Genomic DNA, 25,135 nt, shown 5'->3' on the forward strand with positions numbered 1-25,135 from the left:
CCGGCGCCGTGCCGCCCGCACGACGCCTTCTCGCTCGCAGCTTTCCATGTCTTCCACCATCCTGCAGGCCCTGATCTTCAACGTCCGTCACGAAGCCCCCGGCATCGTCAGTGTCGAACTGCGGCCCGTGGCACCTGCCACCGCATTCCCCACGGTGGAGGCGGGTGCACACATCGATCTGCACCTGGCGCCCGGTCTGGTGCGCAGCTACTCCCTGATCAACCCGGGCGACAGCCACCGCTATGTGGTCGCCGTGCTCAAGGACCGCGCCAGCCGCGGCGGCTCTCGCCATGTGCACGAGCAACTGCGCGTGGGCCAGGTCATCACCGTCGGTGCCCCCCGCAACCATTTCCGGCTGGACGAAACGGCGCCGCGCAGCGTTTTGCTGGCGGGGGGCATCGGCATCACGCCGGTCTACGCCATGCTGCAGCGCCTGGCGAGCTTGCAGCGCCCGGCGCACCTGATCTACTGCGCGCGCAACCGCGCCGACGCCGCCTTCGTGGCCGATATCCAGTCACTGGTGCTCGCCAGTGGCGCGTCCCTTTCTGTCCGGTTTCACTTCGACGACGAGCACGGCGCGCCACCCGACCTGGTGCAGTTGCTTGGGGGTGAGGCAAAAGACACGCACTTCTATTGCTGCGGCCCGGGGCCGATGCTCGATGCGTATGAAAGCGCCTGTGAGCAACTGGGGCAGGCGAATGTGCACCTGGAACGTTTCGCCGCCGCAAAGCAGCCTGCAGCTGTGGCAACTGCGGGCTACTGCGTCGAACTCCGCAAGTCCGGCAGGACCATACAGGTCGCGCCCGGCGTGGCACTGCTCGACGCCTTGCTCGATGCGGGGCTGAACCCGGAATTCAGTTGTCGCGAAGGCGTGTGCGGCGCCTGCGAGACGCGTGTGATCTCCGGCGAAGTGGACCACCGGGACCACCTGCTGACACACCAGGAGCACGCGGCCAACAAGACCATGATGATCTGCGTCTCAAGTTGCCGCTCCGGCAGCCTGGTGCTGGATGCCTGAGGCGCTGCGCGTTCGACCCGTCGCACTTCATCTGGTCTTCTGCGCAGGTACCGGCCCGATGCGCAGCGCGCCGGCCTCCTCCACGAGGAAGTGAGGGCACCATCCGGGAGTGGCCTGGTCCGATCAGCTTGAGCGCTGAGGAACACCCCGGGTGAGCTGACTGAACGGGCACGCGGTGTCCCCTCCCAACTCCGCGACACCTGCCACCTCGAGGCTGGCTTCTTCAGCAACCGCCGCTTCCGGCACCGCATCCCCCCACTTTCGCATCGCTTCCAGAACATCCCGCAGCCCTTCGCCCAGGGGGGTGAGCTCGTAGACGACACGTGGCGGGGTTTCGGCATACGCGGTGCGCGTGACCAGCCCATGGCGCTCGAAGCCTTTGAGACGGTGCGTCAGCGTGTGAGCACTGATGCCGGGCAGCGCCTCCCTCAGCTGGGTGAACCTTCGTGGCCCCTGCAGCAGTTCGCGCACGATCAGCGTGGCCCACGGACCGTCAAGCAGCGTCAGGAACCGGGCGACTCCGCAGCAAGGCGTCTGTTTCTGATGCATGACCGAAGTTTCTCCAATGGTGCATTTGACGTAACCGATGCAAGTATTACACCATCAATACTTCATTAACTGCACCATTGAAAGAAACCTTCATGTCTTATGTGATCCACGGCGCCACCGGCGCCCAAGGCGCCCCGCTCATGTCTCGCCTGCACCTTTCGGGCAAACGCGCGGTCGCCGCCGTTCGCAACACCTCTGTGGTCAGGGATATGCCCGCCGTCGCGGTCGACAATGCGTCGGTGATTTCACTGGCTGCGGCTTACGAGGGAGCCAAGGGCGTCTTCATCCACTTGCCGGTGGTGGCTGAAGCGGATCGCCTGCAGTACGCCCGCAACATCGCGCAAGCCATTGGCCGCGCCAGGCCGCAACGCGTGGTGATCTCCACCAGCGGATGGGTGGTGGACGAACCGGACTCCCCGTTGCAGAACCCGCCCGACAGCGCGATCGCGACGCTGGTTCGCGAGGTTCAGCAAACCGGGGTTTCGCTGGCGGTCGTGGCGCCGCGCCTGTTCTTCGAGAACCTGCTCAACCCTGTCGTGCTGGGGCCAGTGAAGTCGGAGGGCATTCTTCGCTATCCCCTGCGGGCAGACTACCCCGTGTCGTGGAGTTCCCACCTGGACGTCGCCGCGGTCGCCGAACGCCTGCTGCTGGATGCGTCCGTGACCGGTCTGGTCGGCGTCGGCCAGTCGCCTGCCATCACGGGGATGGACCTGGCGGAAGGCTTCTCGCGGTATCTGGGCCGTTCGGTTTCGTTCAGCAGCCTGGCGCCCAAGGCCTTTGGCGACATGATCGCGCCCTTGTTCGGCGCGGGTGCCGCAGCGGGTGTGGTCGCAGGTTACCAGGCGCAAGCACAAGCGTCCGCGAACGCGATCGCTCAGGACACGAGTGCGCAGCGTCTGCTGGGCTTGACGCCTCGCACGCTGCAGCAGTGGCTGGCAGAGATCTCTGCCTGAAATTCGATCGGAGCCGCCGCCGATGGGTCGGCTTGAAGGAGCTCCCTCACCCCACCCCGACCACCAGCACCCAAACCACCAACAACAGATTGAACACCAGACTTACCCCGGCCAGCAGCTTCCACCGCATCGTCGGGTCGCGGTGCAGCAGCGCCGAGGCCGGTGGCACGGTCAGAGGCCTTGAGGCACCCCGCTCCAGCGCCAGCAGGAATTCTTCCGCCGTCTCGAAGCGCAGCGCCCTGTCGCGCGCCACCGCCTTGAGCACCACGTGGTCGAGCCAGATCGGCACTTCCGGGTTGTGGCGGCTGGGCGGCGTGGGGTCGCGGTAGTAGCGGCCCACCTGGTAGGGCAGCACCTCGCCATAGGGCAGCTTGCCGGTGAGCAACTGGTAGAGGGTGACGCCGAGCGCGAACAGGTCGCTGCCGGCGTCCGGCAGTTCGGGTTCGCCCGCGTCGGCCTTGCCCTGCAGTCCCCATTGTTCGGGGTTGACGAAGCTCGGCGTGCCCGCGTGCAGGCGCCGCATGCTGGGCGGTTCGCGCCCGCTCAGGGCCACGCCCAGGTCGAGCACGCGCAGCACGCCGTCGTCACCCTGGTGCAGGTTGGCGGGCTTGATGTCACGGTGGACCACACCCTGGCGGTGCAGGCGGCCCAGCACCCGCAGGGCCTGCATGACCATGGCCACCGCCTGGGCGGGCCCGAACTTCTGCTGGCGCTCCAGCATCTGCTGCAGGGTCTCGCCGCCATGCCAGTCGTACAGCAGGTAGAACGCGCTGCGCGGGCGCCGCGTGGGCAGTTGCTGGTGGATGAAGACCAGGTGGTCGGCAGCACGCGACGACTGCATGCGCCGCGACAGCCAGGCCTCGTGCGCGAGCATGGCGCGCTCGTCCTGGTCGTGCGCGCGGGCCGGGTGCAGGGTCTTGAGCGCGTACAGCGCCTGCGTGGCCGGGTCGCGCACCTGGTAGAGCAGGTTGATGCCGTTGTCCGCCACCGGCGCGGTCACGGTCAGTCCGTCCAGGTTGTCGCCGACCTTCAGGCGCGGCGGCACCGGCAGGGATTCGGCCATGCGGCTGGCGTCCTGCAGGTTGGGGTCGAGCAGGCCGCGCACGCGCACCACCATGGCGGTGAGGTTGTCGCCGCTGCCCGCGGCCAGCGCCGCCGCCACCAGCCGCTCACTGGCCTGCTGCGCGGGCGCGTCGGGCAGGCCGGCACACGCGGCCAGCTGGCGCTCGGGGAGCACACCGTGCACGCCGTCGGTGAGCATCACGAAGATGTCGCCCACCTGCAGGTCTCCCTGCACGTAGTCGACCACCAGGTGGTCCTCCAGCCCCACCGCCCGCAACAGCTGGTGCTGCAGGTCGGGGTGGTGGACCACGTGGTCGTGGGTGAGCAGCAGCGTCTGCCCGTCGCGCAGCAGGTAGCAGCGCGAATCGCCGACGTGGGCCAGCGTGTAGGACTGGCCGCGCAGCACGAGCGCGGTGAGCGTGGTCAGGCCCATGGCCGGCTGGCGCCGCCGGTTCACGCCCGCCAGCCAGGTGTTCTGCGCGCCGATGATGCGGTCCAGCGCCACGGTCGTGTCCCAGGTCTCGGGCGTGCCGTGGTAGTCGCGCACCAGGCTGGTGACGGTGGTCTGCGCCGCTTCCCGGCCCAGCCCGCCCGCGCTCACACCGTCGGCGATGGCCACGATGGAGCCCATGTCGGCCTGCCCGGGCGGCGGCAGCATGGCGGCGCAGAAGTCTTCGTTGGGTTCCTTGCGGCCGGTCTGGCAGACAAAGCCGATGTCGATCTCAAATGCCATGCACCACCTCCAGCAAGAAAGATGCCCAACTTTGGTGCGCTGCAGCAGGCATCAGAGCTTGAGAGTGAATCGGGCATGTCCGAGCAGACCGCCCAAACGCCGCTGATCAAGGCGCAAAGCACAGCCATGGTCCGGGCCATGGCGCGCATTTGCAACGCCGAGCAGAGGTGTTTGGGAGGGATGAGCGGGCATGAACGATTTGCTCTCCAGCTCTCAGCCCATCAGCATCTGCATGCTGCGTTCGTACTGGGCGGACAGCTGCTCGAAGCCTTCGAGCAGGCTTTCGCTGGCGGTCGCGAGGTCTTCCAGCCGCAGCAGGCGGTCGCGGCCCGCCGGGCGGTGGATGTGTGCCGCGCCCGCCAGCACCCGCTGCCAGGCCTGGGTGGCCGCGTCCAGCGTGTCGCGGATGTCGGGCGTGGACAGCGGCAGGCCGTTGAGCAGGCCCAGGCTGTGCTCGAATTCCCGCCGCGCCTCCTCCATCGCCGCCCCCTGCCCCGGCGGGGCCGCATCCTCGCCCAGCAGCTGCATCAGCGCGCACTTGGCAAAGCGCTGGGACAGCATGCGCTGGCGCCCCGCGAGGTTCAGCACCTTCAGCGGCGCGGCGGCACCGGCGCGCTCCAGGCTGGCGGTGAGGCTTTCGGCGTCCTGCAGCAGGCGCTCGGCCAGGCCGTCCACCGCGCCCACCTGTGCTTCTGCAGGCTTGACGAGCACGTCCGCCTTGAGCGCCTGCCAGGTCGCCACCACCCGTGCCAGTTGTTCACCAAAGCTGTCCTGCGACAGGCCCTTGCCCAGCAGCGCGAGGTTGGCGTCGATGCGCTGCACCGAATCCTGCAGCAGCGCCTGTTGCTGGCGCGGCTGCACGCCCGCGAGCAGCAGCAGGTAGAGCTTGACCAGGCGCTGCGACAGCATGCGCAGCTGCCCGGCGCGGTTGACCACCTCGGCGAAATGGGCCGACTGGATGATGTGCTGCGAAACCTGGCCCAGCCGCTGGTTGCTGTGCATGGACGCGGTGCGCAGGATCTGGAAGGCGTCGTCGTCCGACACCTGGCGCGCCTGCATGAGGATGCCCTTGGCGCGCTCGACCACCTTGCGTTCCTCGAAGCGCCGCGACACGTCGTCCAGGCGCTCGCGCAGGCCCTGCTCGTGCCCGAAGCGCGCCTGCGCCAGCTGGATGAGCGGCCGCAGGCGCCGGGCGCTGTAGCCGTCGACCACGTGGCAGTGGATGCCGGCGGCCACCGCGCGCCCGATCTGACCGGCATCGGCATCGCCGGTGAAGAGCAGCACCGGGCGCGGTGCGGTATCGGCCACGGCCCGGGTGGCCTCGAGCAGCGCGGCATCGGGCACGGCGGCCTCGCCGATCAGCAGATCTGGTGCATGGCGCATGACGCACTGCACCAAAGTGCTGCAGCCGTCCAGCACCTCGACCACGTGCAGCCCCACGGCCTGCAGGTCTTCCACCAGCGGCAAGGCGGCCTGCGAACCGCTCCTGAAAACCAGCACAGATGTCATGGAAATCAACGACTTGAGAGTGAAACCGGGGCCCCGCGCGCCGGCTTTGGAACGGGCCGGCGCACCACTGCCCGGGTGGGCCGGAACAGCCCGGATGATATGGCACAGGTTTTGCATGAACCCACGCAACGGGCGTGACGAAGCGCCCTTCCCCCGACAGCGGCGTCGCGGGACCTGTGCACAACGGCGTGCACAGCCACAGACGGCGGCGAGCCCCCTGGCACGCCCCGGCCGGCACCTTTCGCCGGCACAACCGCATTGAACTGCCTCTCACCAGCGCCCGGGCGCCTGCGCATCGCATGTGCGCGGCCCCGTCGCGGATGAGGCGCAGGCATTCGACGATCAAGAGAACCACGAACCGACTGGAGCAGGCGCATGAAGAAATCAAGACTGGTGATGGTGGGCAACGGCATGGCCGGTGTGCGCACGCTCGAGGAACTGCTGAAGATCGCCCCGGACCTGTACGACATCACGGTCTTCGGCGCCGAGCCCCACCCGAACTACAACCGCATCCTGCTCTCGCCGGTGCTCGCGGGCGAGCAGACGCTGGACGAGATCGTGCTCAACGACTGGGCCTGGTACAGCGACCACGGCATCACGCTGCACGCGGGCAAGACGGTCACATCGGTGGACCGCGTCAGGCGCATCGTGCGCGCCGACGATGGCCACGGTGGCGTGATCGAAGCGCCGTACGACCGCCTCATCATGGCCACCGGCTCCAACCCCTTCATGCTGCCGATCCCGGGCAAGGACCTGCAGGGCGTGCTGGCCTACCGCGACATCGCCGACACGCAGGCCATGATCGATGCGGCCACGCACTACAAACACGCGGTCGTCATCGGCGGAGGCCTGCTCGGGCTGGAAGCGGCCAACGGCCTGATGAAGCGCGGCATGGCGGTGAGCGTGGTGCACGTGGCGCCCTGGCTCATGGAACGCCAGCTCGACGACGTGGCCGGCAAGCTGCTGCAGCAGTCGCTGGAGCAGCGCGGCATGCAATTCCTGATCGGTGCGCAGACCGAGGCGTTGCTTCCCGCCGTTCGGACCGAATCCCCAGCAACCGTTCGGGCTGAGCCTGTCGAAGCCCCGCAGGCCCTTCGACAAGCTCAGGGCGAACGGGGTGCCGTGGTGCCCGAACGGGTCGGACGTGTGCGCTTCAAGGACGGCACCGAACTCCCGGCCGACCTGGTGGTGATGGCCGTGGGCATCCGCCCCAACACCGCCCTGGCCGAATCGATGAAGCTGCACGTCAACCGCGGCATCGTGGTCAGCGACACCTTGCAGACCGTGACCGATCCGCGGATCTACGCCGTGGGCGAATGCGCGGCGCACCGCGGCATCGCCTACGGCCTGGTCGCGCCGCTGTTCGAGCAGGGCAAGGTGCTGGCCACGCACCTGGCCGAGTTCGGCATCGGCCGCTACAGCGGCTCGCTCACCTCGACCAAGCTCAAGGTCACCGGCATCGACCTGTTCAGTGCTGGCGACTTCATGGGCGGCGACAGCACCGAGGAGATCGTGATGAGCGACCCCTCGGGCGGCGTCTACAAGAAGCTGGTGATCCAGGGCGACAAGCTGGTCGGCGCCTGCCTGTATGGCGACACGGTGGACGGCAGCTGGTACTTCAAGCTGCTGCGCGAGGGCCGCAGCGTGGCCGACATCCGCGACAAGCTGATGTTCGGTGAATCGAACATCGGCGACACCGGCCACGAGGGCCACAGCAAGGCCGCGGGCATGCCCGACGACGCCGAGGTCTGCGGTTGCAACGGCGTCACCAAGGGCAGCATCTGCAAGGCCATCAAGGACAAGGGCCTGTTCACGCTGGAAGAGGTGCGCAAGCACACCAAGGCCAGCGCGAGCTGCGGCTCGTGCACCGGCCTGGTCGAGCAGATCCTGATGTTCACCGCCGGCGGCGACTACTCGGCCACGCCCAAGCTCAAGGCCATGTGCGGCTGCACCGACCACGGCCACCAGGCGGTGCGCGATGCCATCCGCGAGAGCAGGTACCTCACCACCGCCGAGGTCTTCGCCGGCATGGGCTGGCGCACGCCCAACGGCTGCGCGAGCTGCCGCCCCGCCGTCAACTACTACCTGATCAGCACCTGGCCGAAGGAGGCCAGGGACGATCCGCAGAGCCGCTTCATCAACGAGCGCATGCACGCCAACATCCAGAAGGACGGCACCTACAGCGTGATTCCGCGCATGTGGGGCGGCGAGACCACGGCCGACGAACTGCGCCGCATCGCCGATGCGGTGGACAAGTACAAGATTCCGACGGTGAAGGTCACCGGCGGGCAGCGCATCGACCTGCTGGGCGTGAAGAAGGAAGACCTGCAGAACGTCTGGAACGACATCGGCATGCCCAGCGGCCACGCCTATGCCAAGGCCTTGCGCACGGTGAAGACCTGCGTGGGCAGCGAGTGGTGCCGCATGGGCACGCAGGACAGCACGCAGATGGGCAAGGACCTGGAGCGCGCCATGTGGCGCATGTACGCGCCGCACAAGGTCAAGTTCGCCGTCAGCGGCTGCCCGCGCAACTGCGCCGAGGCCGGCATCAAGGACGTGGGCATCATCGGCGTCGACTCGGGCTGGGAGATGTACGTGGCCGGCAACGGCGGCATCAAGACGGAGGTGGCGCATTTCTTCACCAAGCTCAAGACCGCCGAGGAGGTGATGGAATACACCGGCGCTTTCATGCAGCTCTACCGCCTCGAAGGCTGGTACCTCGAACGCACGGTGCACTACGTCAGCCGCGTCGGGCTGGACTACGTCAAGAAGCGCATCCTGGAAGACGCCGAGGGCCGCAAGGCGCTGTGGGAACAGCTGCAGTTCGCGCTCGATGGCGAGCCCGACCCCTGGTTCGAGCACCAGAAGGCCGCCGTGGACACGCGCCAGTTCATCCCCATCAAGGCCGTGGCCCTCGAAGGGAGCGCAGCATGAGCCACCGCTGGATTCCCATCGCCCGCGTCGACGACATCCCCGTGCTCGGTTCGCGCTGCGTGCAGCGCGAGCACGGCCTGGACGTGGCCGTGTTCCGCAACGACCGCAACGAGGTCTTCGCCCTGCTCGACCGCTGCCCGCACAAGGGCGGCCCGCTGAGCCAGGGCATCGTCTTCGGCACCCATGTGGCCTGCCCGCTGCACAACTGGACCATCGGCCTGGACAGCGGCTGCGCGAAGGAACCCGATGAAGGCTGCACGCCCAGGTTCGCGGTGAAGGTGGAGGACGGCGTGGTGCACCTCGATGCCACCGAGCTGGCGTCCCATGCCACCGACCTCACCCGACCTGTGGCCGGCCCCGCCCGACGTGCCTTGTCCCCTCTCCCCCTGGGAGAGGGCTAGGGTGAGGGCTTTCCCCGTGCCCATTCGCTCCGAAGGAGGCCCTCACCCCGACCCTCTCCCAGGGGGAGAGGGAGGAAAAGCCCTCACGCGATCAACCTGCCCCTACTGCGGCGTGGGCTGCGGCGTGCTGATCGACAGCGTGGGCAGCCAGATCACCGCCGTGCGCGGCGACCCACAGCACCCGGCCAACTTCGGAAAACTCTGCACCAAGGGCCAGACGCTGCACCTCACCGCCACGCCCGCGATCGCGCAGCAGGCGCGCCTGCTGTACCCCATGGTGCGCACCACGCGCGGCACGGCGCCGCAGCGCACCGACTGGAACAGCGCGCTGGACCTCGCGGTCGACCGCTTCGCCGACACGGTCCAGGCCCACGGCCCCGACGCGGTCGGCTTCTACATCAGCGGCCAGTTGCTCACCGAGGACTACTACGCCTTCAACAAGCTGTCCAAGGGCCTGATCGGCACCAACAACGTCGACACCAACTCGCGCCTGTGCATGAGCAGCGCGGTCGCCGGCTACAAGCTCACGCTGGGCGCCGACGCGCCGCCGGCCTGCTACGACGACGTGAACCACGCGCAATGCCTGTTCATCGTCGGCAGCAACGCGGCCTTCGCGCACCCAGTGCTGTTCCGCCGCATCGAGGAAGCGAAGCAGGCCAACCCGGCCATGAAGGTGATCGTGGCCGACCCGCGCCGCACCGACACCGCCGGCTTCGCCGACCTCTACCTGCCGCTGCAACCGGGCAGCGACGTGATGCTGTTCCATGGCCTGCTGCACATCATGCTGTGGGAAGGCTGGACCGACAGCGCGTACATCGCCGCGCACACCACCGGCTTCGATGCGCTCAAGACGCTGGTGCGCGAATACACGCCCGAGCACGTGGCACAGGCCTGCGGCGTGCCGAAGGAAGACCTGTTTACCGCGGCCCGATGGTTCGCTGGCCTTGACGGCCAGGGGTTCGCGGATCGCAAGACCACGCTCAGCCTCTACTGCCAGGGCCTGAACCAGAGCAGCAGCGGCACCGCCAAGAACGCCACGCTGATCAACCTGCACCTGGCCACCGGCCAGATCGGCAAGCCCGGTGCCGGCCCGTTCTCGCTCACCGGCCAGCCCAACGCCATGGGCGGGCGCGAGGTCGGTGGCCTGGCCAACCTGCTCAGCGCCCACCGCGACCTGGCCAATCCGCAGCACCGCGCCGAAGTCGCCGCGCTCTGGGGGGTTCCAGACGTGCCCGGGAAGCCGGGCCTCACCGCGGTGGAGATGTTCCAGGCCGCGGCCGACGGCCAGGTGAAGGCGCTGTGGATCGCCTGCACCAACCCGGCGCAGTCCATGCCCGACCAGGCCACCGTGCGCCGCGCACTGCAGCGCGCCGAGTTCGTCGTCGTGCAGGAGGCCTTTGCCACCGCGGCGACGTGCGACCACGCCGACCTGCTGCTGCCCGCCACCACCTGGGGCGAGAAGGACGGCACCGTCACCAACAGCGAGCGCCGCATCAGCCGCGTGCGAGCGGCCGTGCCCGCGCCCGGCGAAGCGCGGCACGACTGGCGCATCGTGGTGGACTTTGCGCAGCGGCTCGAAACCCGGCTTCGCCCCGGCCAGCCCACGCTGTTCCCCTACGCGGATGCAGAAAGCCTGTGGCTCGAACACCGCGAATCCACGCGCGGGCGCGACCTCGACATCACGGGCCTGAGCTACGCCATGCTGGAACAAGCAGGCCCGCAGCAATGGCCCCTCAAGGCCGGCCAGACGCAGGGGAAGGAACGCCTGTACGCAGACGGCATCTTTCCCACGCCCGATGGCAAGGCCCGCTTCGCCGCCCTGCCCTTCGTGCCGCTGGCCGAGCCGCGCGAATCGCGCTACCCGTTCTCGCTCACCACCGGGCGCCTGCGAGACCAGTGGCACGGCATGACGCGCACCGGCACGCTCGGGCGCCTGTTCGGCCATGTGGCCGAGCCCTCGGTGCAGCTCAACCCGCAGGACATGGAGCGCCGCGGCCTGAAGGACGGCGACCTGGTGCACGTGACCAGCAAGCGCGGCTCCATCCTGGTGCCCGCGCAGGCCAGCGCCGACATCGGCCTGTCGCAGGCCTTCATCGCCATGCACTGGGGCGCCGAATACCTCAGCGGACGCAGCAGCACCGGCCAGCCACTGGCCGGCGTGAACGCGCTCACCACCTCGGCCTTCTGCCCGACCTCGAAGCAGCCCGAGCTCAAGCACGCGGCGGTGAAGGTGCTCAAGGCCGAACTCCCCTGGAACCTGCTGGCCGTGGCCTGGCTGCCAGAGGCCCGGGCTCTGGAGACGCACCATGGCCTGCGAGCCCTGATGGCGGAATTTCCGTTTGCCTCCTGCGTGCCCTTCGCCAACGGCGTGCCGCTGGACGAGGCCCCGGCGCGCGGGCGCAGCGGCGTGCTGTTCCGCGCCGCTGCCCACGAGGTGCCCGGGCCGGGCGTGGTCGAACGCATCGAAGCCTTGCTGGGCCTGGACGGCACCGACGTGCTGCGCTACGCCGACCGCCGCCTGGGCCAGCGCCGCAGCGCGCGCCTGGTGCGCGAGGGCGAATCCACCCGCCTCGAAGGCTTCGTGCTCGCCGGCGACACCCGCGCCGAAATCTGGATCAAGCCGCTGCTGCAGGACGAACTGCCCGCGGCCGCCTACGGCCGCCTGCTGCTCATGCCGGGCGCGAAAGCACCGGTGTCCGTGGTGGCCCGGGGGCGGCAGGTCTGCACCTGCTTCAACGTCGCCGAGGACGCGATACAGGCGCGGCTGCGACGCTGCGACGGCAGCGACACCGAGCGCCTGGCCGCGCTGCAGGCCGACCTGCGATGCGGCACGAATTGCGGCTCCTGCCTGCCCGAACTCAAGCGGCTGGTGCGCGACACCGCCGCGTCGGTGCAGACCGCCTGAAACGGCGGCAACGGGCATATAACGTCAAGTCATCAAACCTGCCCCACAATCGCGCGCCATGGGCATCAGCCAGTACATCAAGGAAATCGGTCGCGGCAAGGACGGTGCCCGCTCGCTCACGCGCGCGCAGGCCACCGACCTGCTGGGCCAGGTGCTGGATGGCCGGGTCACCGACCTGGAAGTCGGCGGCTTCTGCCTGGCCATGCGCATCAAGGGCGAGACGCCCGAGGAGATGGCCGGTTTCCTGGACGCGGCGCACGCGCGGCTGCACCGGCTGCCCGACCATGGCCACACCACCGTGGTGCTGCCCAGCTACAACGGCGCGCGCAAGCTGCCGGTGCTCACGCCGCTGCTCGCGCTGCTGCTGGCGCAGCGCGGCGCGGCGGTGCTGGTGCACGGCACCGCCACCGAGGACCGGCGCGTGTTCGCCTCCAGCGTGTTCGCCGAACTGGGCGTTGCGCCCGCGCGCGACGTGCCCGCGGCCCTGCGCGCCGGTGAGGTGGCGTTCGTGCCCACCGAGGTGCTCAGCCCGGCGCTCAAGCGCCTGCTCGACGTGCGCCGCGCGGTCGGCCTGCGCAACCCGGCGCACAGCCTCGTCAAGCTCATGAACCCCTGCGCCGGCAAGGCCTTCATCGTCGGCAGCTACACCCACCCCGAGTACGCGCACTCCATGGCCGCCACCTGGGCCCTGACCGGCGCGCACGCGCTGCTGCTGCGCGGCACCGAGGGCGAGCCGGTGGCCGATGCGCGCCGCACGCCGCGCATGGAGGTGTTCCGCGACGGCGAACGCACCGAGGTGCAGGCGCAGCAGGACGGCCCGCTGGCGAAGCTGCCTTCGCTGCCCGATGTGAATGCCGCGAACACGGCGGCCTACATCCGCGCCGTGCTGAACGGTTCGTTACCCATTCCCACGCCGATTGCCTTGCAGGTGGAACACATCTTGCGAGAAATGGCCCACCATGAACCCGCAACCCATGCCCTTGCCCTCTGAGTTCCTGCCCGGCACCGTAGCCCTGGTGGGCGCCGGCCCCGGCGACCCCGAACTGCTCACGCTCAAGGCGGTAAAGGCCATCGGCGCCGCGACCGTGCTGCTGGTCGACGACCTCGTGGGCGAAGGTGTGCTGGCCCATGCTTCACCCCATGCGCGCATCGTGCACGTGGGCAAGCGCGGCGGCTGCAAGAGCACGCCGCAGGCCTTCATCGAAAAGCTCATGGTGATGGCCGCGCGCGAAGGCGAAGTGGTGGTGCGCCTCAAGGGCGGCGACCCGTTCATCTTCGGCCGCGGCGGCGAAGAGGTGGAGCACCTGCGCGCCGCCGGCATCGAGGTGCAGGTGGTCAACGGCATCACCGCCGGCCTGGCCGGCCTCACCTCGCTGGGCGCGCCGCTCACGCACCGCGAGCACGCGCATGGCGTGGTGTTCGTGACCGGTCACGCCAAGCCCGGCGACAGCGGCACCGACTGGCAGGCCCTGGCCGCCACCGCGCGCGACGCGAAGCTCACGCTCGTGATCTACATGGGCGTGTCCAGCGCCGCGCAGATCCAGCAGGACCTGCTCACCGGCCTGCCGGCGGGCACGCCGCTGGCCGTGATCCAGCACGCCACCCTGCCGCAACAGCGCCACGCGCTCACCACCCTGGGAGCGCTGCGCGCCACCATCGAGCGCGAGGGCCTGGGCAGCCCGGCCGTGATCGTGGTCGGCGACGTGGTCAGCGGCATCGCCGCCGTGCAGGCCGACGAAGCCTTCGCCCGTACCGCCTGAGCCCCTGCGGCCGAGGCACGCCGCTACACTGCGACACCCGCGCCCGCAGAGGCGTGCCGACGGAGGTGCCCCATGCTCGAAAAACTCAACCGCTTCACCGAAAGCCACGGCGCGCTGCGCCCCGGCCGCGGCCTGGTCACCGGCGTGATCGCGTTCACGCTGGCCATCCTGTGTTTCCTGGGCGTGATGGCCTTCCACTTTCCCCAGTACCTCACCACGCCCGAGCTGCGCAAGCAGTACGACGTGGCGCTGATGCGCCACCTGCTGTTCGGCGCGCTCGTGCTGGCCGGCGGCCTGAGCCTGGTGAACGTGCTGTTCAACCGCGCGCGCTGGCTCTCGGCCTTCGCCTTCGCGCTGGTCACGCTCAGCGCGCTGCTGGGCGGGCACCAGGTCGAGGTAGACCCGAACTTTCCCGACGACACGCCCTACATCGGCATGGACTGGTTCATTCTCGACCTGCTGGGCTCGGCGCTGATCTTCATCTTCATCGAGAAGCTGTTCGCGCTGCGCAAGGACCAGCCGGTGTTCCGGCCCGAGTGGCAGACCGACTTCCACCACTTCATCGTCAACCACATGGTGATCGGCTTCATGCTGCTGGCCACCAACCTGCTGGTGCACAACATCTTCGGCTGGGTGCCGGTGGACGGCGTGCGCGGCTGGATCGCGGCGCTGCCCTTCTGGGCCGCGCTGCCGCTCATCATCCTGGTGGCCGACCTTGCGCAGTACTGGATGCACCGCGCCTACCACGAGGTGCCGCTGCTCTGGCGCCTGCACGCAGTGCACCACAGCACGAAACACATGGACTGGATGGCCGGTTCGCGCCAGCACATCATCGAGACCATCATCACGCGCACCCTGGTGCTCGGGCCCATCTACCTGCTGGGTTTCTCCAAGGAAGTGATCGACGCCTACATCATCGTGGTCGGCTTCCAGGCGGTGTTCAACCACGCCAACGTGAGCGTGCGCCTGGGCCCGCTGCGCTACCTCATCGTCACGCCCAACTTCCACCACTGGCACCACAGCCAGGACCAGGAGGCGCTGGACCGCAACTACGCCGCGCACTACGCCTTCCTGGACCACCTGTTCGGCACCGCCGTCAACAGCCCCCGGGTCTGGCCCGAGCGCTATGGCGTGCTCGGTGACTACGTGCCCAGGGGTTTTCTGAAGCAGCTGGCCTTCCCGTTCACCTGGAAGGGCTGAACGGGTGAACGACACCTGGGACGCCGTCGTCATCGGCGCGGGCGCGGCCGGCCTGTTCTGCGCCGGCATCGCCGGCCAGCGGGGTCTGCGCGTGCTGGTGCTCGACCACAGCGACAAGGTGGCCGAGAAGATCCGCATATCCGGCGGCGGCCGCGCCAACTTCACCAACCGCGAGCTCGACCCGCAGGCGCCGCACAAGCACTTCCTGGGCGCCAACCCGCACTTCTGCCGCTCGGCGCTCTCGCGCTACACGCCGGCCGATTTCATCGCGCTGGTGCAGCGCCACGGCATCGCCTTCCACGAGAAGCACAAGGGCCAGCTGTTCTGCGACCGATCGGCCGACGACCTGATCCAGATGCTGCTGCGCGAGTGCGAAGCCGGCGGCGTGCAGCGCTGGCAGCCCTGCGGCGTGAAAGCCCTGCGCCAGAACGGCGACGGCGTGTACGAGATCGACACCGCGACCCAGGGCACCGTGCGCAGCCGCGCCGTGGTGGTGGCCACCGGCGGCCTGTCGATCCCGAAGATCGGCGCCACCGACTTCGGCTACCGCATCGCGACCCAGTTCGGCCTGCGCCTGCTCGACACCCGCCCCGGTCTGGTGCCGCTGACCTTCGACGGCGAAGGCTGGGCGCCATACGCCACACTGGCCGGCCTGTCGCTGCCGGTGCGCATCGATACCGGTGAGAAAAAGACAAGGATGGCCTTTCTGGAGGACCTGCTGTTCACCCACCGCGGCCTCTCCGGGCCGGCCGTGCTGCAGATCTCCAGCTACTGGCGCGAAGGCACGCCGATCCGCCTGAACCTCGCACCGGACACCGATCTGCCTGCCGCACTGGCCCGCGCCAAGGCCACGTCGCGCAAGCTGCTGGCCAACGAACTGGCGTCGCTCGTGCCGTCCCGCCTCGCCGACGCCTGGGTGCAGCAGGACGCGGACTGGCAGCGCCCGGTGGCCGAGGCGGCCGACAAGGCCCTGGCGCGGCTGGCCGAGCGGCTCGCGCGCTGGGAGATCACCCCAACCGGCACCGAGGGCTACCGCAAGGCCGAGGTCACGCTGGGCGGCGTGGACACGCGCGACCTGTCGTCCCAGACGCTGGAATCGAAACAGCCCGGCCTGTATTTCATCGGCGAGGTGGTGGACGTGACCGGCTGGCTGGGCGGCTACAACTTCCAGTGGGCCTGGGCGTCCGCGCACGCCTGTGCCCAGGCGCTGCCCACCCGCTGAGTTCACCCGCCGGCGCACACCTCCTGCCAGCGCGCCGTCCCCATCCAGTCGCGCAACACCATCTCGCCGCGCGGCGAGAACGTCAGCGCCCGCGTGCCCTGGCCCCGCAGCAGCCAGCCGCTCTCCAGGCAGTGGTGGCAGATCAGGGCGCCCAGCCGGCCCGCAAGGTGCATGCGCCGCTCGCTCCAGTCCAGGCAGGGGCGGCAGTGCAGCCGCCGGCCCCGGCCGTCGTCCCGCGCGGCCTCGGGCGGCAGGCCCAGGCGCTGCAGTGCCGGGGCCGCTGCGTCGGTCACATGGCCCGCAGCCGCCTCGCCGTCGAACACCACCGCGCCCACGTCCTGCAGATGCCCGGCGATGGCCACCCCCAGCCGACCGGCCAGGTGGTCGTAACAGGTGCGTGCGGTGCGCAGCGCCACGTCGCGCGGGCCCACGACCATGCGCCGCTGCGCCGGGGTCGAGGCCGGCGCCGCAAGCTGCATCACGCCTTCGAGCACCCGCGCCACCTCGGTCGACGCCAGCCGGTGGTAGCGGTGCCGGCCCTGGCGCTCCACCCGCAGCAGCGAAGCCTCCACCATCAGCCCCAGGTGGCGGCTGGCGGTGGCCGGGGTCACCCGGGCCACGTCGGCCAGTTCCCGCGCGGTGAGCGCGCGCCCGTCCATCAGGGCCAGCAGCATGGCCGTGCGGGCCGGTTCGCCCACAAGGGCCGCCACATGGGCAATGCGGTTGGTGTTCATGGGCTCCAGTGTGAGGCCAGCGGGGCCGGGCATGGTTCGCTCCACAGCAAAACATCCCGTGCCGGAAAGTCCGCACCATGCGGCATCCGAATCCACCGAAAGCCGCCCATGTCCCTGTCCCTGTCCGTCACCTGCTTCATCCGCTACCAGCTCGACCCCTTCCAGCTCGACGCCTTTCGCGCCTACGCCGAGAACTGGGGCCGCATCATCCCGCGCTGCGGCGGCCATCTCGTGGGCTACTTCCTGCCCAGCGAGGGCACCAATGACGTGGCCTGGGGCCTGATCGGCTTTGACAGCCTCGCGGCCTACGAGACCTACCGCGCGCGCCTGCGCGCCGACGAGGAGGGGCGGGCGAACTTCGAGATGGCGCGCCGGCTGCGTTTCATCCTGCGCGAGGAGCGCACATTCACCGAGGTGGTGGCCGGCACCTTCTCTCGCCCGGCCCTGCCCGTGGCCACCGCAACCCCTGCCTGACTGCGGGCACGGGCCCCTGGCACCGCCCGCGATCGGGCGGCAAAGCCGCCGTGCCGGTAGCCAATTGCCCCGGAATGGCTATAATCCAAGGCTTTGCTGGCAAATCCCCGTCGGCCAATACTAGTTAATGACGGGACATTTTGCGGAAACGACGCCCGGGCCCGATCTTCCCGGCCATCCTCTTTCCGCGCATTCTGGATATCTTTCGCCAATGACGACCATCCGTGTAAAAGACAACGAACCCTTTGACGTCGCCCTGCGCCGTTTCAAGCGCACCATCGAGAAGCTGGGCCTGCTGACCGACCTGCGCGCCCGCGAGTTCTACGAAAAGCCCACCGCCGAGCGCAAGCGCAAGAAGGCCGCTGCCGTCAAGCGCCACTACAAGCGCGTGCGCTCCATGCAGCTGCCCAAGAAGCTGTACTGAGCACGAGCCACCGGGCCTGCTGCCCGGTTGCCCCGAAAGCCCGCTGGAGGACGCTCAGGCGGGCTTTTTTGTTGTCTTCCCTCTCTTGCCACACCCTCCAGGAGCCCCCCATGAGCCTGAAAGACCAGATCACCGAAGACATGAAAACCGCCATGCGCGCCAAGGACAGCGAGCGCCTGGGCACCATCCGCCTGCTCACCGCGGCCATGAAGCAGAAGGAAGTGGACGAGCGCGTGGAGCTGGACGATGCGATGGTCATCGCCATCGTGGACAAGCTGGTCAAGCAGCGCAAGGACAGCATCGAAGCCTTCACCAAGGCCGCGCGCCAGGACCTGGTGGACAAGGAAACCGCCGAGATGGCGGTGCTGCAGGCCTACCTGCCCGCGCGCCTGTCAGCCGAAGAAGTGGCCGCCGAGGTGAAGGCCATCGTCGCCGAACTCGGCGCCAAGGGCCCGGGTGACATGGGCAAGGTCATGGGCGCGGTCAAGGCCCGCCTGGCCGGCAAGGCCGACATGGGCGCCGTCTCGGCCGCCGTGAAGGCGGCGCTGGCGGCCTGAACCTCAGGCCAGGATCATCGCGGTGCCGGCCACGGCCAGCACCGCGCCCAGCCAGGCCCCGGCGGCCGGGCGGCGCCGGTAGACCAGCCAGAGCACCGGCAGGATCAGGATCGGCGTGACCGATGACAGCACCGCCACCAGCCCGGCCTGGCCGTGTTTCATGGCCTGCAGGATCAAAGTCATGCCCAGCGCCATGGCCACGGCCGCGCTGCCGAAGATGAGGGCTGCGTCCTTCGCGCGCAGCGGCGCCAGGGGCCGTGCGCCCGCCCATCCGGTCGTCCACAACAGCCCGTGAGCGAGCAGCGCCATGCTCATGCGCAGGGCCGATCCGGCCACCGCGTCGATGCCGGTCGTCATCAGCGGCTTGAGCATGAGCGTGGCGACCGACTGGCACAGCGCGGCCAGCAGCCCCAGGGCCACGCCCACCGCCAGCCGGCCACGGGTCTGTTCCCAGCCATGCAGTTCGTCGCCACGGCGGCCCCACACGATGGCCAGCATCACCCCACCGACCAGCAGGCTGCTGCCCGCCAGGGCCCAGCCCCACAGGTTCTCGCCGAGAAACAGCCAGGCCAGCACCGCCGAAAACATCGCGTGGGTGGCGAACAGCACGCCCGAGCGCCGCGGCCCCAGACGGTTCATGCAGGCAAAGAGCGCGGTGTCGCCAATGAAGATGCCGATCACGCCCGAGATGGCGAGCAGCCCGAAGGCCGAGGCATCCAGACTGCGCCAGCCGCCGGTGGCCAGCGCGATGCTCCAGAGGATAAGGCTGGCGAACAGCATGCGCCAGCGGCTGAAGGCGAAGGCCCCCAGCCGCTGCGACGCCGGGGCCGAGAACAGCGCCGCCACGGCCCAGCACGCGGCGGCGAGCAGGGCCAGGGCTTCGGGGCGCATCAACTACCGGCAACCTTCATGCGGTTGATCAGGATCGAGCCCGTGGTCTTCGCACCGTAGTTGTAGGCGTCGGCGCCCACGGCTTCGATGCCCAGCAGCATGTCCCGGAGGTTGCCGGCGATGGTGATCTCGTGCACCGGGTAGGCGATCTCGCCGTTTTCCACCCAGAAGCCCGAGGCGCCGCGCGAATAGTCGCCGGTCACGTAGTTCACGCCCTGGCCCATGAGCTCGGTGACGAACAGGCCGCGGCCAAGCTTGCGGAACATGGCGCGCAGATTGTCGCCCGGCTGCGTGAGGCGGCTGCTGAGCGTGAGGTTGTGCGAGCCGCCGGCGTTGCCGGTGGTGCGCATGCCCAGCTTGCGTGCCGAGTAGGACGAGAGGAAGTAGCCCTGCACCTTGCCGGCCGACAGGACCTTGCGTTTCGTCGTGCGCACGCCCTCGTCGTCGAACGGCGCGCTGCCCTTGCCGTTGCGCACGTGCGGGTCTTCGACGATGTCGAGGTGTTTCGCCATCACGCGCTTGCCCAGGCTGTCGTGCAGGAAGGTGGTGTTGCGGTACAGCGCGCCGCCGCTGGTGGCCTGCACGTAGCTGCCAAGCAGGCCGGCGGCCAGCGGCGACTCGAACAGCACCGGGCATTCGGTGGTGGCAATCTTGCGGCCGTTCAGGCGCGCCAGCGTGCGCTCGGCGGCGTAGCGGCCCACGGCCTCGGGCGTGGCCAGTTCACCGGGTGCACGCATGGAGCTGTACCAGTAGTCGCGCTGCATGTTGGCGCCCTTGCCGGCGATGGGCGCCACCGACAGGCTGTGGCGCGAGCTGGCGTAGCCGCCGCTGAAGATGCCGGGCTTGCCGCGCTCGCCGCCGCGCAGGTGGGCGGTGAAGAAGTGCGACTGCTGCGCGGACACGCCCGCGCCTTCGCTGTTGTTGATCTTCCTGCTGGTGGCGAAGGCCGCGGCCTCGCAGGCCAGGGCAATGCGCGCGGCCTCTTCCGAGTCGATGGACCAGGGGTGGAACAGGTCGAGGTCGGGGTAGCTGTCCGCCACCTCGGCCACATCCGGCAAACCTGCCATGGGGTCTTCGGCGGTGAAACGCGCGATGTCGTAAGCGGCTTGCACCGTCTGGCGGATGGCGGTGGCGGAGAAGTCGGAGGTGGAGGCGTTGCCGCGCTTCTGCCCCAGGTAGACCGTGACGCCGAGCGACTTGTCGCGGTTGCGTTCCACGTTCTCCAGCTCGCCCTTGCGCACCGAGACGCTGAGCCCCGCGCCCTCGGACACCTCGGCTGCGGCGTCGACCGCGCCCAGCTGCTTCGCGTGCGATAGCGCCAGGTCGACCAGTTCCTCGAACTGGCTGCGGGCGTACTGGAAACCGGGAAGGGGGAAGCGGGCGCTGGCCACGGGGGCTTGGGAGGGGTTTTTCATGTCGACGGCTATGATACTTGCCGCCCCTCTCGGCCGCTGCCGCTCGCGCAGATGCCCACTTTGAAGTTCACATGTCCCGCAAACCCACCAAAGGCTATTTCGTCCGCGGCCAGTTCGTCGCCCTGGGCAGCGCGCTGGACCAGGAACTCAAGCGCGAGCTCAAGGGCTCCGCGGAGATGAGCAAGACCGACCTGAAGAAATACAGCGACCGCCTGCAGCAACTGGGCGAGAGCCTGCTCACGCTGCGCGCCGATCTGATGCAGCGGCTCGATCTCTCCGAAAAACTGCTCGATGCGGTGGCCGAGGCGAAACGCATCACCAACTTCGAAGGCCGACGCCGCCAGATGCAGTACATCGGCAAGCTCATGCGCGGTGTGGACGAAGACACGCTCACGGCCGTCGAGGCCGCGCTCGACGAGCAGAGCAAGGGCTCGGCCAAGGGCACGCTCTCGCTGCATCAGGCCGAACAATGGCGCGACCGCCTGATCGCCGACGACGAGGCGCTCACCGCCTGGATGCAGCTGGATCCGCAGAGCGACGTGCAGCACCTGCGTGCGCTGATCCGCCAGGCGCGCAAGGACGCGCAGGCCACGCAGGCCCAGGAGCGACCTGGCGAGGCCGTGCGCCATGGCAAGGCCTACCGCGAGATTTTCCAGATCGTCAAGACCACTTTGAACCAGGACGGGGACAACACGCCTGACCCACCCGACGACGAAGACCAGCCATGAGCGACACCCCATCCACCCCGTCCGACCCGGTGCGCATCGGCATCGTGTCCATCAGCGACCGCGCCAGCAGCGGCGTGTACGAAGACAAGGGCCTGCCCGCGTTGCAGGACTGGCTCGCGCGCGCGCTGAAGAACCCGATCACCTTCGAACCGCGCCTGATCCCCGACGAGACCGCGCGCATCAGCGCCACCCTGATCGAGCTGGTGGACGCCGGCTGCGCGCTGGTGCTCACCACCGGCGGCACCGGCCCGGCGCCGCGCGACGTGACGCCCGAGGCCACACTCGCCGTGGCGCACAAGGAAATGCCCGGTTTCGGCGAACAGATGCGCCAGATCGGCCTGGTCTTCGTGCCCACCGCCATCCTCTCGCGCCAGGTCGCGGTGGTGCGAGACAAGAGCCTCATCATCAACCTGCCCGGCCAGCCCAAGGCCATCGCCGAGACGCTCGAAGGCCTGAAGAACGCAGACGGTTCGCAGCGCGTCAACGGCATCTTTGCCGCCGTGCCCTACTGCGTCGACCTGATCGGCGGCCCGTACCTCGAAACCCACGACGAAGTCTGCAAGGCCTTCCGGCCCAAATCCGCCGTGCGCCCCGCGCGCTGAACAACCGAACGAGACCTGCTTCCATGAAGATCGCCAAAGACACCATCGTCACCCTCACCTTCCGCGCCACCGATGCCCGGGGCAAGGTGCTTGAAGACGGCAAGGAACCGCGCGCCTATTTGCACGGCGGCCATGGCAACACCCTGCCGGGCATCGAGAAAGCCCTGGAGGGCCAGGAAAAGGGCTACGCGGCCACGCTGGTGATGCCCCCTGCGGACGCTTTTGGCGAGCGCGATGAAAGCCTCGTGACCACGATTGCCAAGAAGGATTTCCCACCGGGTGTGAAAGTGGGCGGCCAGCTCGAAGGCCACGACGACCAGGGTCGCCACCAGGTGTTCACCGTGACCAAGATCAAGGGCGACACCGTGCACCTCGACGGCAACCACCCGCTGGCGGGCCAGACGCTGACCTTCTCGCTCAAGGTGATCGACGTGCAGCCGGCCAGCGCCGAGGAAATCGCCCACGGCCATGCGCATGGCGCGCACGGCCATCACCACTGACTACTTCCCCACCAGCTGGTTCAGCTTCTCGGCCTCGAAGCATTCCTTGCGCGCCGCGTCCTGCGGCACGCAGTCGCCGTCCCGGGCCTCGGCCAGCTTCTCGATCGCCTGCCACAGCAGCGCGATCTGGTGTTCCTGGCTGGCGGTGCTGTCGATCAGGCCACGCATGGCCTGGGACAGCGGGTCGTCTTCCTGCGTGATGCCATAGGCCTGGAACTTCTGGCCCTGTTCGGTCACGTCAGCACTCTCGCCGGTCTTGCTCGGGATGATGCGCGCCGGAATGCCCACCGCCGTGGCACCCGCGGGCACGGGCTTGATCACCACCGCGTTGCTGCCGATCTTGGCGCCGTCGCCCACCAGGAAGCCGCCGAGCACCTTGGCGCCTGCGCTCACCACCACATCCTTGCCCAGCGTGGGGTGGCGCTTGGTGCCCTTGTAGAGCGAGGTGCCGCCCAGGGTCACGCCCTGGTAGATGGTGCAGCCATCGCCGATCTCGGCGGTCTCGCCCACCACCACACCCATGGCGTGGTCGAAGAACACGCGCTCACCCAGTTTGGCGCCCGGGTGTATCTCGATGCCGGTGAACCAACGTGCCACGTGCGAGATGAAGCGCCCCAGCCATTTGAAACCGTGGTTCCAGCACCAGTGGGCTGGGCGGTGCAGCCAGACGGCGTGCAGCCCGGGATAGCAGGTGACAACTTCCCAGGTGCTGCGCGCGGCGGGGTCGCGGTCCAGCACGCACTGGATGTCGGAGCGGATGCGGTCGAACATGGACGGCAGTCTATCGCTTCGCCTTTTGCGCGACCTGCAGCATGGCCTTGGCAACACCTCGCAGGATGTGGACTTCCTCATCGCTCGGCGCGGCGCGGTTGAAAAGCTGGTTGAGGCGCGGCATGAGCTTCTTGGGCGCGGTGGGGTCGAGAAAGTCCACCGCCACCAGCGCCTGCTCCAGGTGGTCCAGCATGCCGGACAGGGCTTTCGCGTCCGCCTGCGGCCGCTGGGCCACCACCGCCGGCGGGGCAAAACCGCCCAGAGCCAGCCGCCAGTCGTAGGCGATCAGTTGCACCGCCGCGGCCAGGTTGAGCGAGCCGAAGTCCGGCGCGGTCGGGATGCTCAAGGCCACGTGGCAGCGGTAGACGTCCTCGTTGCGCATGCCGAAGCGCTCGGAGCCGAACAGGAAGGCCACGCCCTGCGGCGGCTCGGCCGCACCCAGCAACCCGTCGAAATGCTCGCGCGGCGTGCGCGTGGGCGGGCCGAAGTCGCGTGGTGTCATGGCGGTGGCGCACAGGTGGCTCATGCCCTCGAGCGCTTCGTCCAGGGTGTCCACGATGCGCGCATTCGCGAGCACGTCGTTCGCGCCGCTGGCGCGCTGGATGGTTTCCTCGCGGCGCAGCACGTTGGCCCAGCGCGGCTGCACCAGCACCAGGTCGTCGAAGCCCATGACCTTCATGGCACGCGCGACGCCGCCGACGTTACCGGCGTGGCTGGTCTGGATCAGGACAAATCGGGTGCGCATGCGATACGGGGCGGGGACGGTAAAATCCCGGCTATTGTCGCCGCCCGCATCGCCGGGCTGCGCCGCCCGCTCATCCACTGTCGCGCGCTCCTCCCGGAGAGCGCAAAGGTCCACAATTCATGTCGTCCACACTCCACCCCATGCTCAACGTGGCCATCAAGGCCGCACGCACCGCTGGCACCCTCATCAACCGCGCCGCGCTGGACGTGGAGTCGGTCCGGGTCTCGGTCAAACAGACCAACGACTTCGTGACCGAGGTCGACCAGGCCGCCGAGGCCGCGATCATCGACACCCTGCTCACCGCCTACCCCGACCACGCCATCTGGGCCGAAGAATCGGGCAAGCGCCCGGGCAAGCACGGCGGCGCGGACCATGTCTGGATCATCGACCCGCTGGACGGCACCACCAACTTCATCCATGGCTTCCCGGTCTACTGCGTGAGCATCGCGCTCATGGTGGGCAACCGGCTCGAACAGGCCGTGGTCTACGACCCTTCGCGCAACGACCTGTTCTGCGCCACGCGCGGGCGCGGCGCCTACATGAACGACCGCCGCATCCGCGTGGCCAAGCGCACCACGCTGCGTGACTGCCTACTCTCCACCGGCTTCCCGTTCCGCCCGGGCGACGCCTTCCAGACCTATCTGCAGATGTTCGGCGACGTGATGCCGCGCGTGGCCGGCGTGCGCCGCCCGGGCTCGGCCGCGCTGGACCTGGCCTACGTGGCCGCCGGCTTCACTGATGGCTTCTTTGAAATGGGCCTCTCGCCCTGGGACGTGGCCGCGGGCGCACTGCTGGTCACCGAGGCCGGTGGCCTGGTGGGCAACTTCACCGGCGAATCGGATTTCCTGGAACAGAAGGAGTGCCTGGCCGCCAACCCGAAGATCTACGGCCAGCTGGTCGGCCTCACCGGCAAGTACAGCAAGTTCGCCAGTGCGGGCGACAAGGCCGCCGTGCGCCAGGCGCGGGCGGCTGCCGCCGCAACGGCCCAGGCACTGCTCGCGCAGGACGGCGCCACGGCGGGCGACGACGCGCCTCACTGAGCGCACCG

Annotated in this window: 23 protein-coding genes and 1 pseudogene; 16 read left to right on the top strand and 8 right to left on the bottom strand. The window is 68.9% G+C overall.

Going from position 1 to position 25,135, the window contains the following annotated elements; all coding sequences use genetic code 11:
• Positions 1-46 precede the first annotated feature (46 nt).
• Positions 47-1,018: a PDR/VanB family oxidoreductase gene (locus tag K5880_RS00310; protein WP_297647141.1), complete on the top strand. Its 972-nt coding sequence runs from the start codon at positions 47-49 to the stop codon at positions 1,016-1,018.
• A gap of 123 nt (positions 1,019-1,141) precedes the next feature.
• Here the strand turns inward: K5880_RS00310 and K5880_RS00315 are convergent, their stop codons facing one another.
• A complete protein-coding gene (locus tag K5880_RS00315) occupies positions 1,142-1,567 on the bottom strand; it encodes a helix-turn-helix domain-containing protein (protein ID WP_297647144.1) in 426 nt (141 codons plus the stop codon).
• 92 nt (positions 1,568-1,659) lie between these two features.
• Here K5880_RS00315 and K5880_RS00320 point away from each other — a divergent pair, with 92 nt between their 5' ends.
• Positions 1,660-2,520, top strand: a complete 861-nt coding sequence (locus tag K5880_RS00320) for an NmrA family NAD(P)-binding protein (RefSeq protein WP_297647147.1) — start codon at positions 1,660-1,662, stop codon at positions 2,518-2,520.
• 46 nt (positions 2,521-2,566) lie between these two features.
• On the opposite strand, the gene K5880_RS00325 is transcribed toward K5880_RS00320, so the two are convergent.
• Positions 2,567-4,315, bottom strand: coding sequence for a bifunctional protein-serine/threonine kinase/phosphatase (locus tag K5880_RS00325; RefSeq protein ID WP_297647149.1), 1,749 nt, complete (start codon positions 4,313-4,315; stop codon positions 2,567-2,569).
• 213 nt (positions 4,316-4,528) lie between these two features.
• Positions 4,529-5,824: a type IV pili methyl-accepting chemotaxis transducer N-terminal domain-containing protein gene (locus K5880_RS00330; RefSeq protein ID WP_297647152.1), complete on the bottom strand. Its 1,296-nt coding sequence runs from the start codon at positions 5,822-5,824 to the stop codon at positions 4,529-4,531.
• Positions 5,825-6,199: 375 nt separating this feature from the next.
• Here K5880_RS00330 and nirB point away from each other — a divergent pair, with 375 nt between their 5' ends.
• From nirB to K5880_RS00365, 7 genes and pseudogenes are all read left to right on the top strand, one after another.
• On the top strand, positions 6,200-8,758 hold the full coding sequence (nirB, locus tag K5880_RS00335) for a nitrite reductase large subunit NirB (protein WP_297647154.1): 2,559 nt from the start codon (positions 6,200-6,202) through the stop codon (positions 8,756-8,758).
• On the top strand, positions 8,755-9,159 hold the full coding sequence (gene nirD / locus K5880_RS00340) for a nitrite reductase small subunit NirD (protein WP_297647157.1): 405 nt from the start codon (positions 8,755-8,757) through the stop codon (positions 9,157-9,159). Before nirB ends, nirD begins: the two co-directional genes overlap by 4 nt.
• An 85-nt stretch (positions 9,160-9,244) precedes the next feature.
• Positions 9,245-12,064, top strand: a pseudogene (locus K5880_RS00345) (molybdopterin-dependent oxidoreductase); the annotation flags it as partial.
• A 58-nt stretch (positions 12,065-12,122) separates the two neighbouring features.
• The gene (gene ybiB / locus K5880_RS00350; protein WP_297647160.1) at positions 12,123-13,055 is read left to right on the top strand and encodes a DNA-binding protein YbiB; all 933 of its coding nucleotides are present in this window, start codon (positions 12,123-12,125) and stop codon (positions 13,053-13,055) included.
• Positions 13,039-13,824, top strand: a complete 786-nt coding sequence (gene cobA / locus K5880_RS00355; protein ID WP_297647770.1) for a uroporphyrinogen-III C-methyltransferase — start codon at positions 13,039-13,041, stop codon at positions 13,822-13,824. Before ybiB ends, cobA begins: the two co-directional genes overlap by 17 nt.
• A 72-nt stretch (positions 13,825-13,896) precedes the next feature.
• Positions 13,897-15,024 (top strand): sterol desaturase family protein, encoded by a 1,128-nt coding sequence (locus K5880_RS00360; RefSeq protein ID WP_297647163.1) that lies wholly within the window; start codon positions 13,897-13,899, stop codon positions 15,022-15,024.
• Between the two features lie 4 nt (positions 15,025-15,028).
• Entirely contained in the window at positions 15,029-16,246 is a 1,218-nt protein-coding gene (locus K5880_RS00365) for an NAD(P)/FAD-dependent oxidoreductase (protein WP_297647165.1), read from the top strand.
• Positions 16,247-16,248: 2 nt separating this feature from the next.
• Here K5880_RS00365 and K5880_RS00370 read toward each other — a convergent pair whose 3' ends face one another.
• Entirely contained in the window at positions 16,249-16,980 is a 732-nt protein-coding gene (locus tag K5880_RS00370; protein ID WP_297647773.1) for a winged helix-turn-helix domain-containing protein, read from the bottom strand.
• A 120-nt stretch (positions 16,981-17,100) separates the two neighbouring features.
• Between K5880_RS00370 and K5880_RS00375 the strand changes: the two genes are divergently transcribed.
• From K5880_RS00375 to K5880_RS00385, 3 genes are all read left to right on the top strand, one after another.
• Positions 17,101-17,454 carry an NIPSNAP family protein gene (locus tag K5880_RS00375; RefSeq protein WP_297647776.1) on the top strand — a complete coding sequence of 118 codons (354 nt, stop codon included), beginning with the start codon at positions 17,101-17,103 and terminating at the stop codon, positions 17,452-17,454.
• Positions 17,455-17,665: 211 nt separating this feature from the next.
• Complete coding sequence (gene rpsU / locus K5880_RS00380) at positions 17,666-17,878, top strand: 30S ribosomal protein S21 (RefSeq protein ID WP_056273869.1); 213 nt, start codon at positions 17,666-17,668, stop codon at positions 17,876-17,878.
• 110 nt (positions 17,879-17,988) lie between these two features.
• Positions 17,989-18,435 carry a GatB/YqeY domain-containing protein gene (locus K5880_RS00385; RefSeq protein WP_297647168.1) on the top strand — a complete coding sequence of 149 codons (447 nt, stop codon included), beginning with the start codon at positions 17,989-17,991 and terminating at the stop codon, positions 18,433-18,435.
• 3 nt (positions 18,436-18,438) lie between these two features.
• Here K5880_RS00385 and K5880_RS00390 read toward each other — a convergent pair whose 3' ends face one another.
• Together K5880_RS00390 and pmbA are read right to left on the bottom strand one after the other, a co-directional pair.
• The gene (locus K5880_RS00390) at positions 18,439-19,326 is read right to left on the bottom strand and encodes a DMT family transporter (protein WP_297647171.1); all 888 of its coding nucleotides are present in this window, start codon (positions 19,324-19,326) and stop codon (positions 18,439-18,441) included.
• Positions 19,326-20,741 carry a metalloprotease PmbA gene (gene pmbA / locus K5880_RS00395; protein WP_297647174.1) on the bottom strand — a complete coding sequence of 472 codons (1,416 nt, stop codon included), beginning with the start codon at positions 20,739-20,741 and terminating at the stop codon, positions 19,326-19,328. Before pmbA ends, K5880_RS00390 begins: the two co-directional genes overlap by 1 nt.
• Positions 20,742-20,812: 71 nt before the next feature.
• Between pmbA and yjgA the strand changes: the two genes are divergently transcribed.
• The 3 genes from yjgA to K5880_RS00410 are packed head-to-tail and all read left to right on the top strand — an operon-like array spanning position 20,813 to position 22,571.
• Complete coding sequence (yjgA, locus tag K5880_RS00400) at positions 20,813-21,469, top strand: ribosome biogenesis factor YjgA (protein WP_297647177.1); 657 nt, start codon at positions 20,813-20,815, stop codon at positions 21,467-21,469.
• Positions 21,466-22,071 carry a molybdopterin adenylyltransferase gene (mog, locus tag K5880_RS00405; protein ID WP_297647180.1) on the top strand — a complete coding sequence of 202 codons (606 nt, stop codon included), beginning with the start codon at positions 21,466-21,468 and terminating at the stop codon, positions 22,069-22,071. Before yjgA ends, mog begins: the two co-directional genes overlap by 4 nt.
• 23 nt (positions 22,072-22,094) lie before the next feature.
• A complete protein-coding gene (locus K5880_RS00410; protein ID WP_297647183.1) occupies positions 22,095-22,571 on the top strand; it encodes a peptidylprolyl isomerase in 477 nt (158 codons plus the stop codon).
• Here the strand turns inward: K5880_RS00410 and cysE are convergent, their stop codons facing one another.
• On the bottom strand, positions 22,572-23,342 hold the full coding sequence (gene cysE / locus K5880_RS00415; RefSeq protein WP_297647186.1) for a serine O-acetyltransferase: 771 nt from the start codon (positions 23,340-23,342) through the stop codon (positions 22,572-22,574). It abuts the gene before it with no gap.
• Between the two features lie 10 nt (positions 23,343-23,352).
• Positions 23,353-24,087, bottom strand: a complete 735-nt coding sequence (locus K5880_RS00420) for an RNA methyltransferase (RefSeq protein WP_297647189.1) — start codon at positions 24,085-24,087, stop codon at positions 23,353-23,355.
• 119 nt (positions 24,088-24,206) lie between these two features.
• Here K5880_RS00420 and K5880_RS00425 point away from each other — a divergent pair, with 119 nt between their 5' ends.
• Positions 24,207-25,127, top strand: a complete 921-nt coding sequence (locus K5880_RS00425) for an inositol monophosphatase family protein (protein ID WP_297647192.1) — start codon at positions 24,207-24,209, stop codon at positions 25,125-25,127.
• The last annotated feature ends 8 nt before the right edge of the window (positions 25,128-25,135 follow it).

The organism is Hydrogenophaga sp., assembly GCF_025699295.1.
In the GTDB taxonomy this organism is placed as follows: Bacteria; Pseudomonadota; Gammaproteobacteria; order Burkholderiales; family Burkholderiaceae_C; genus Hydrogenophaga.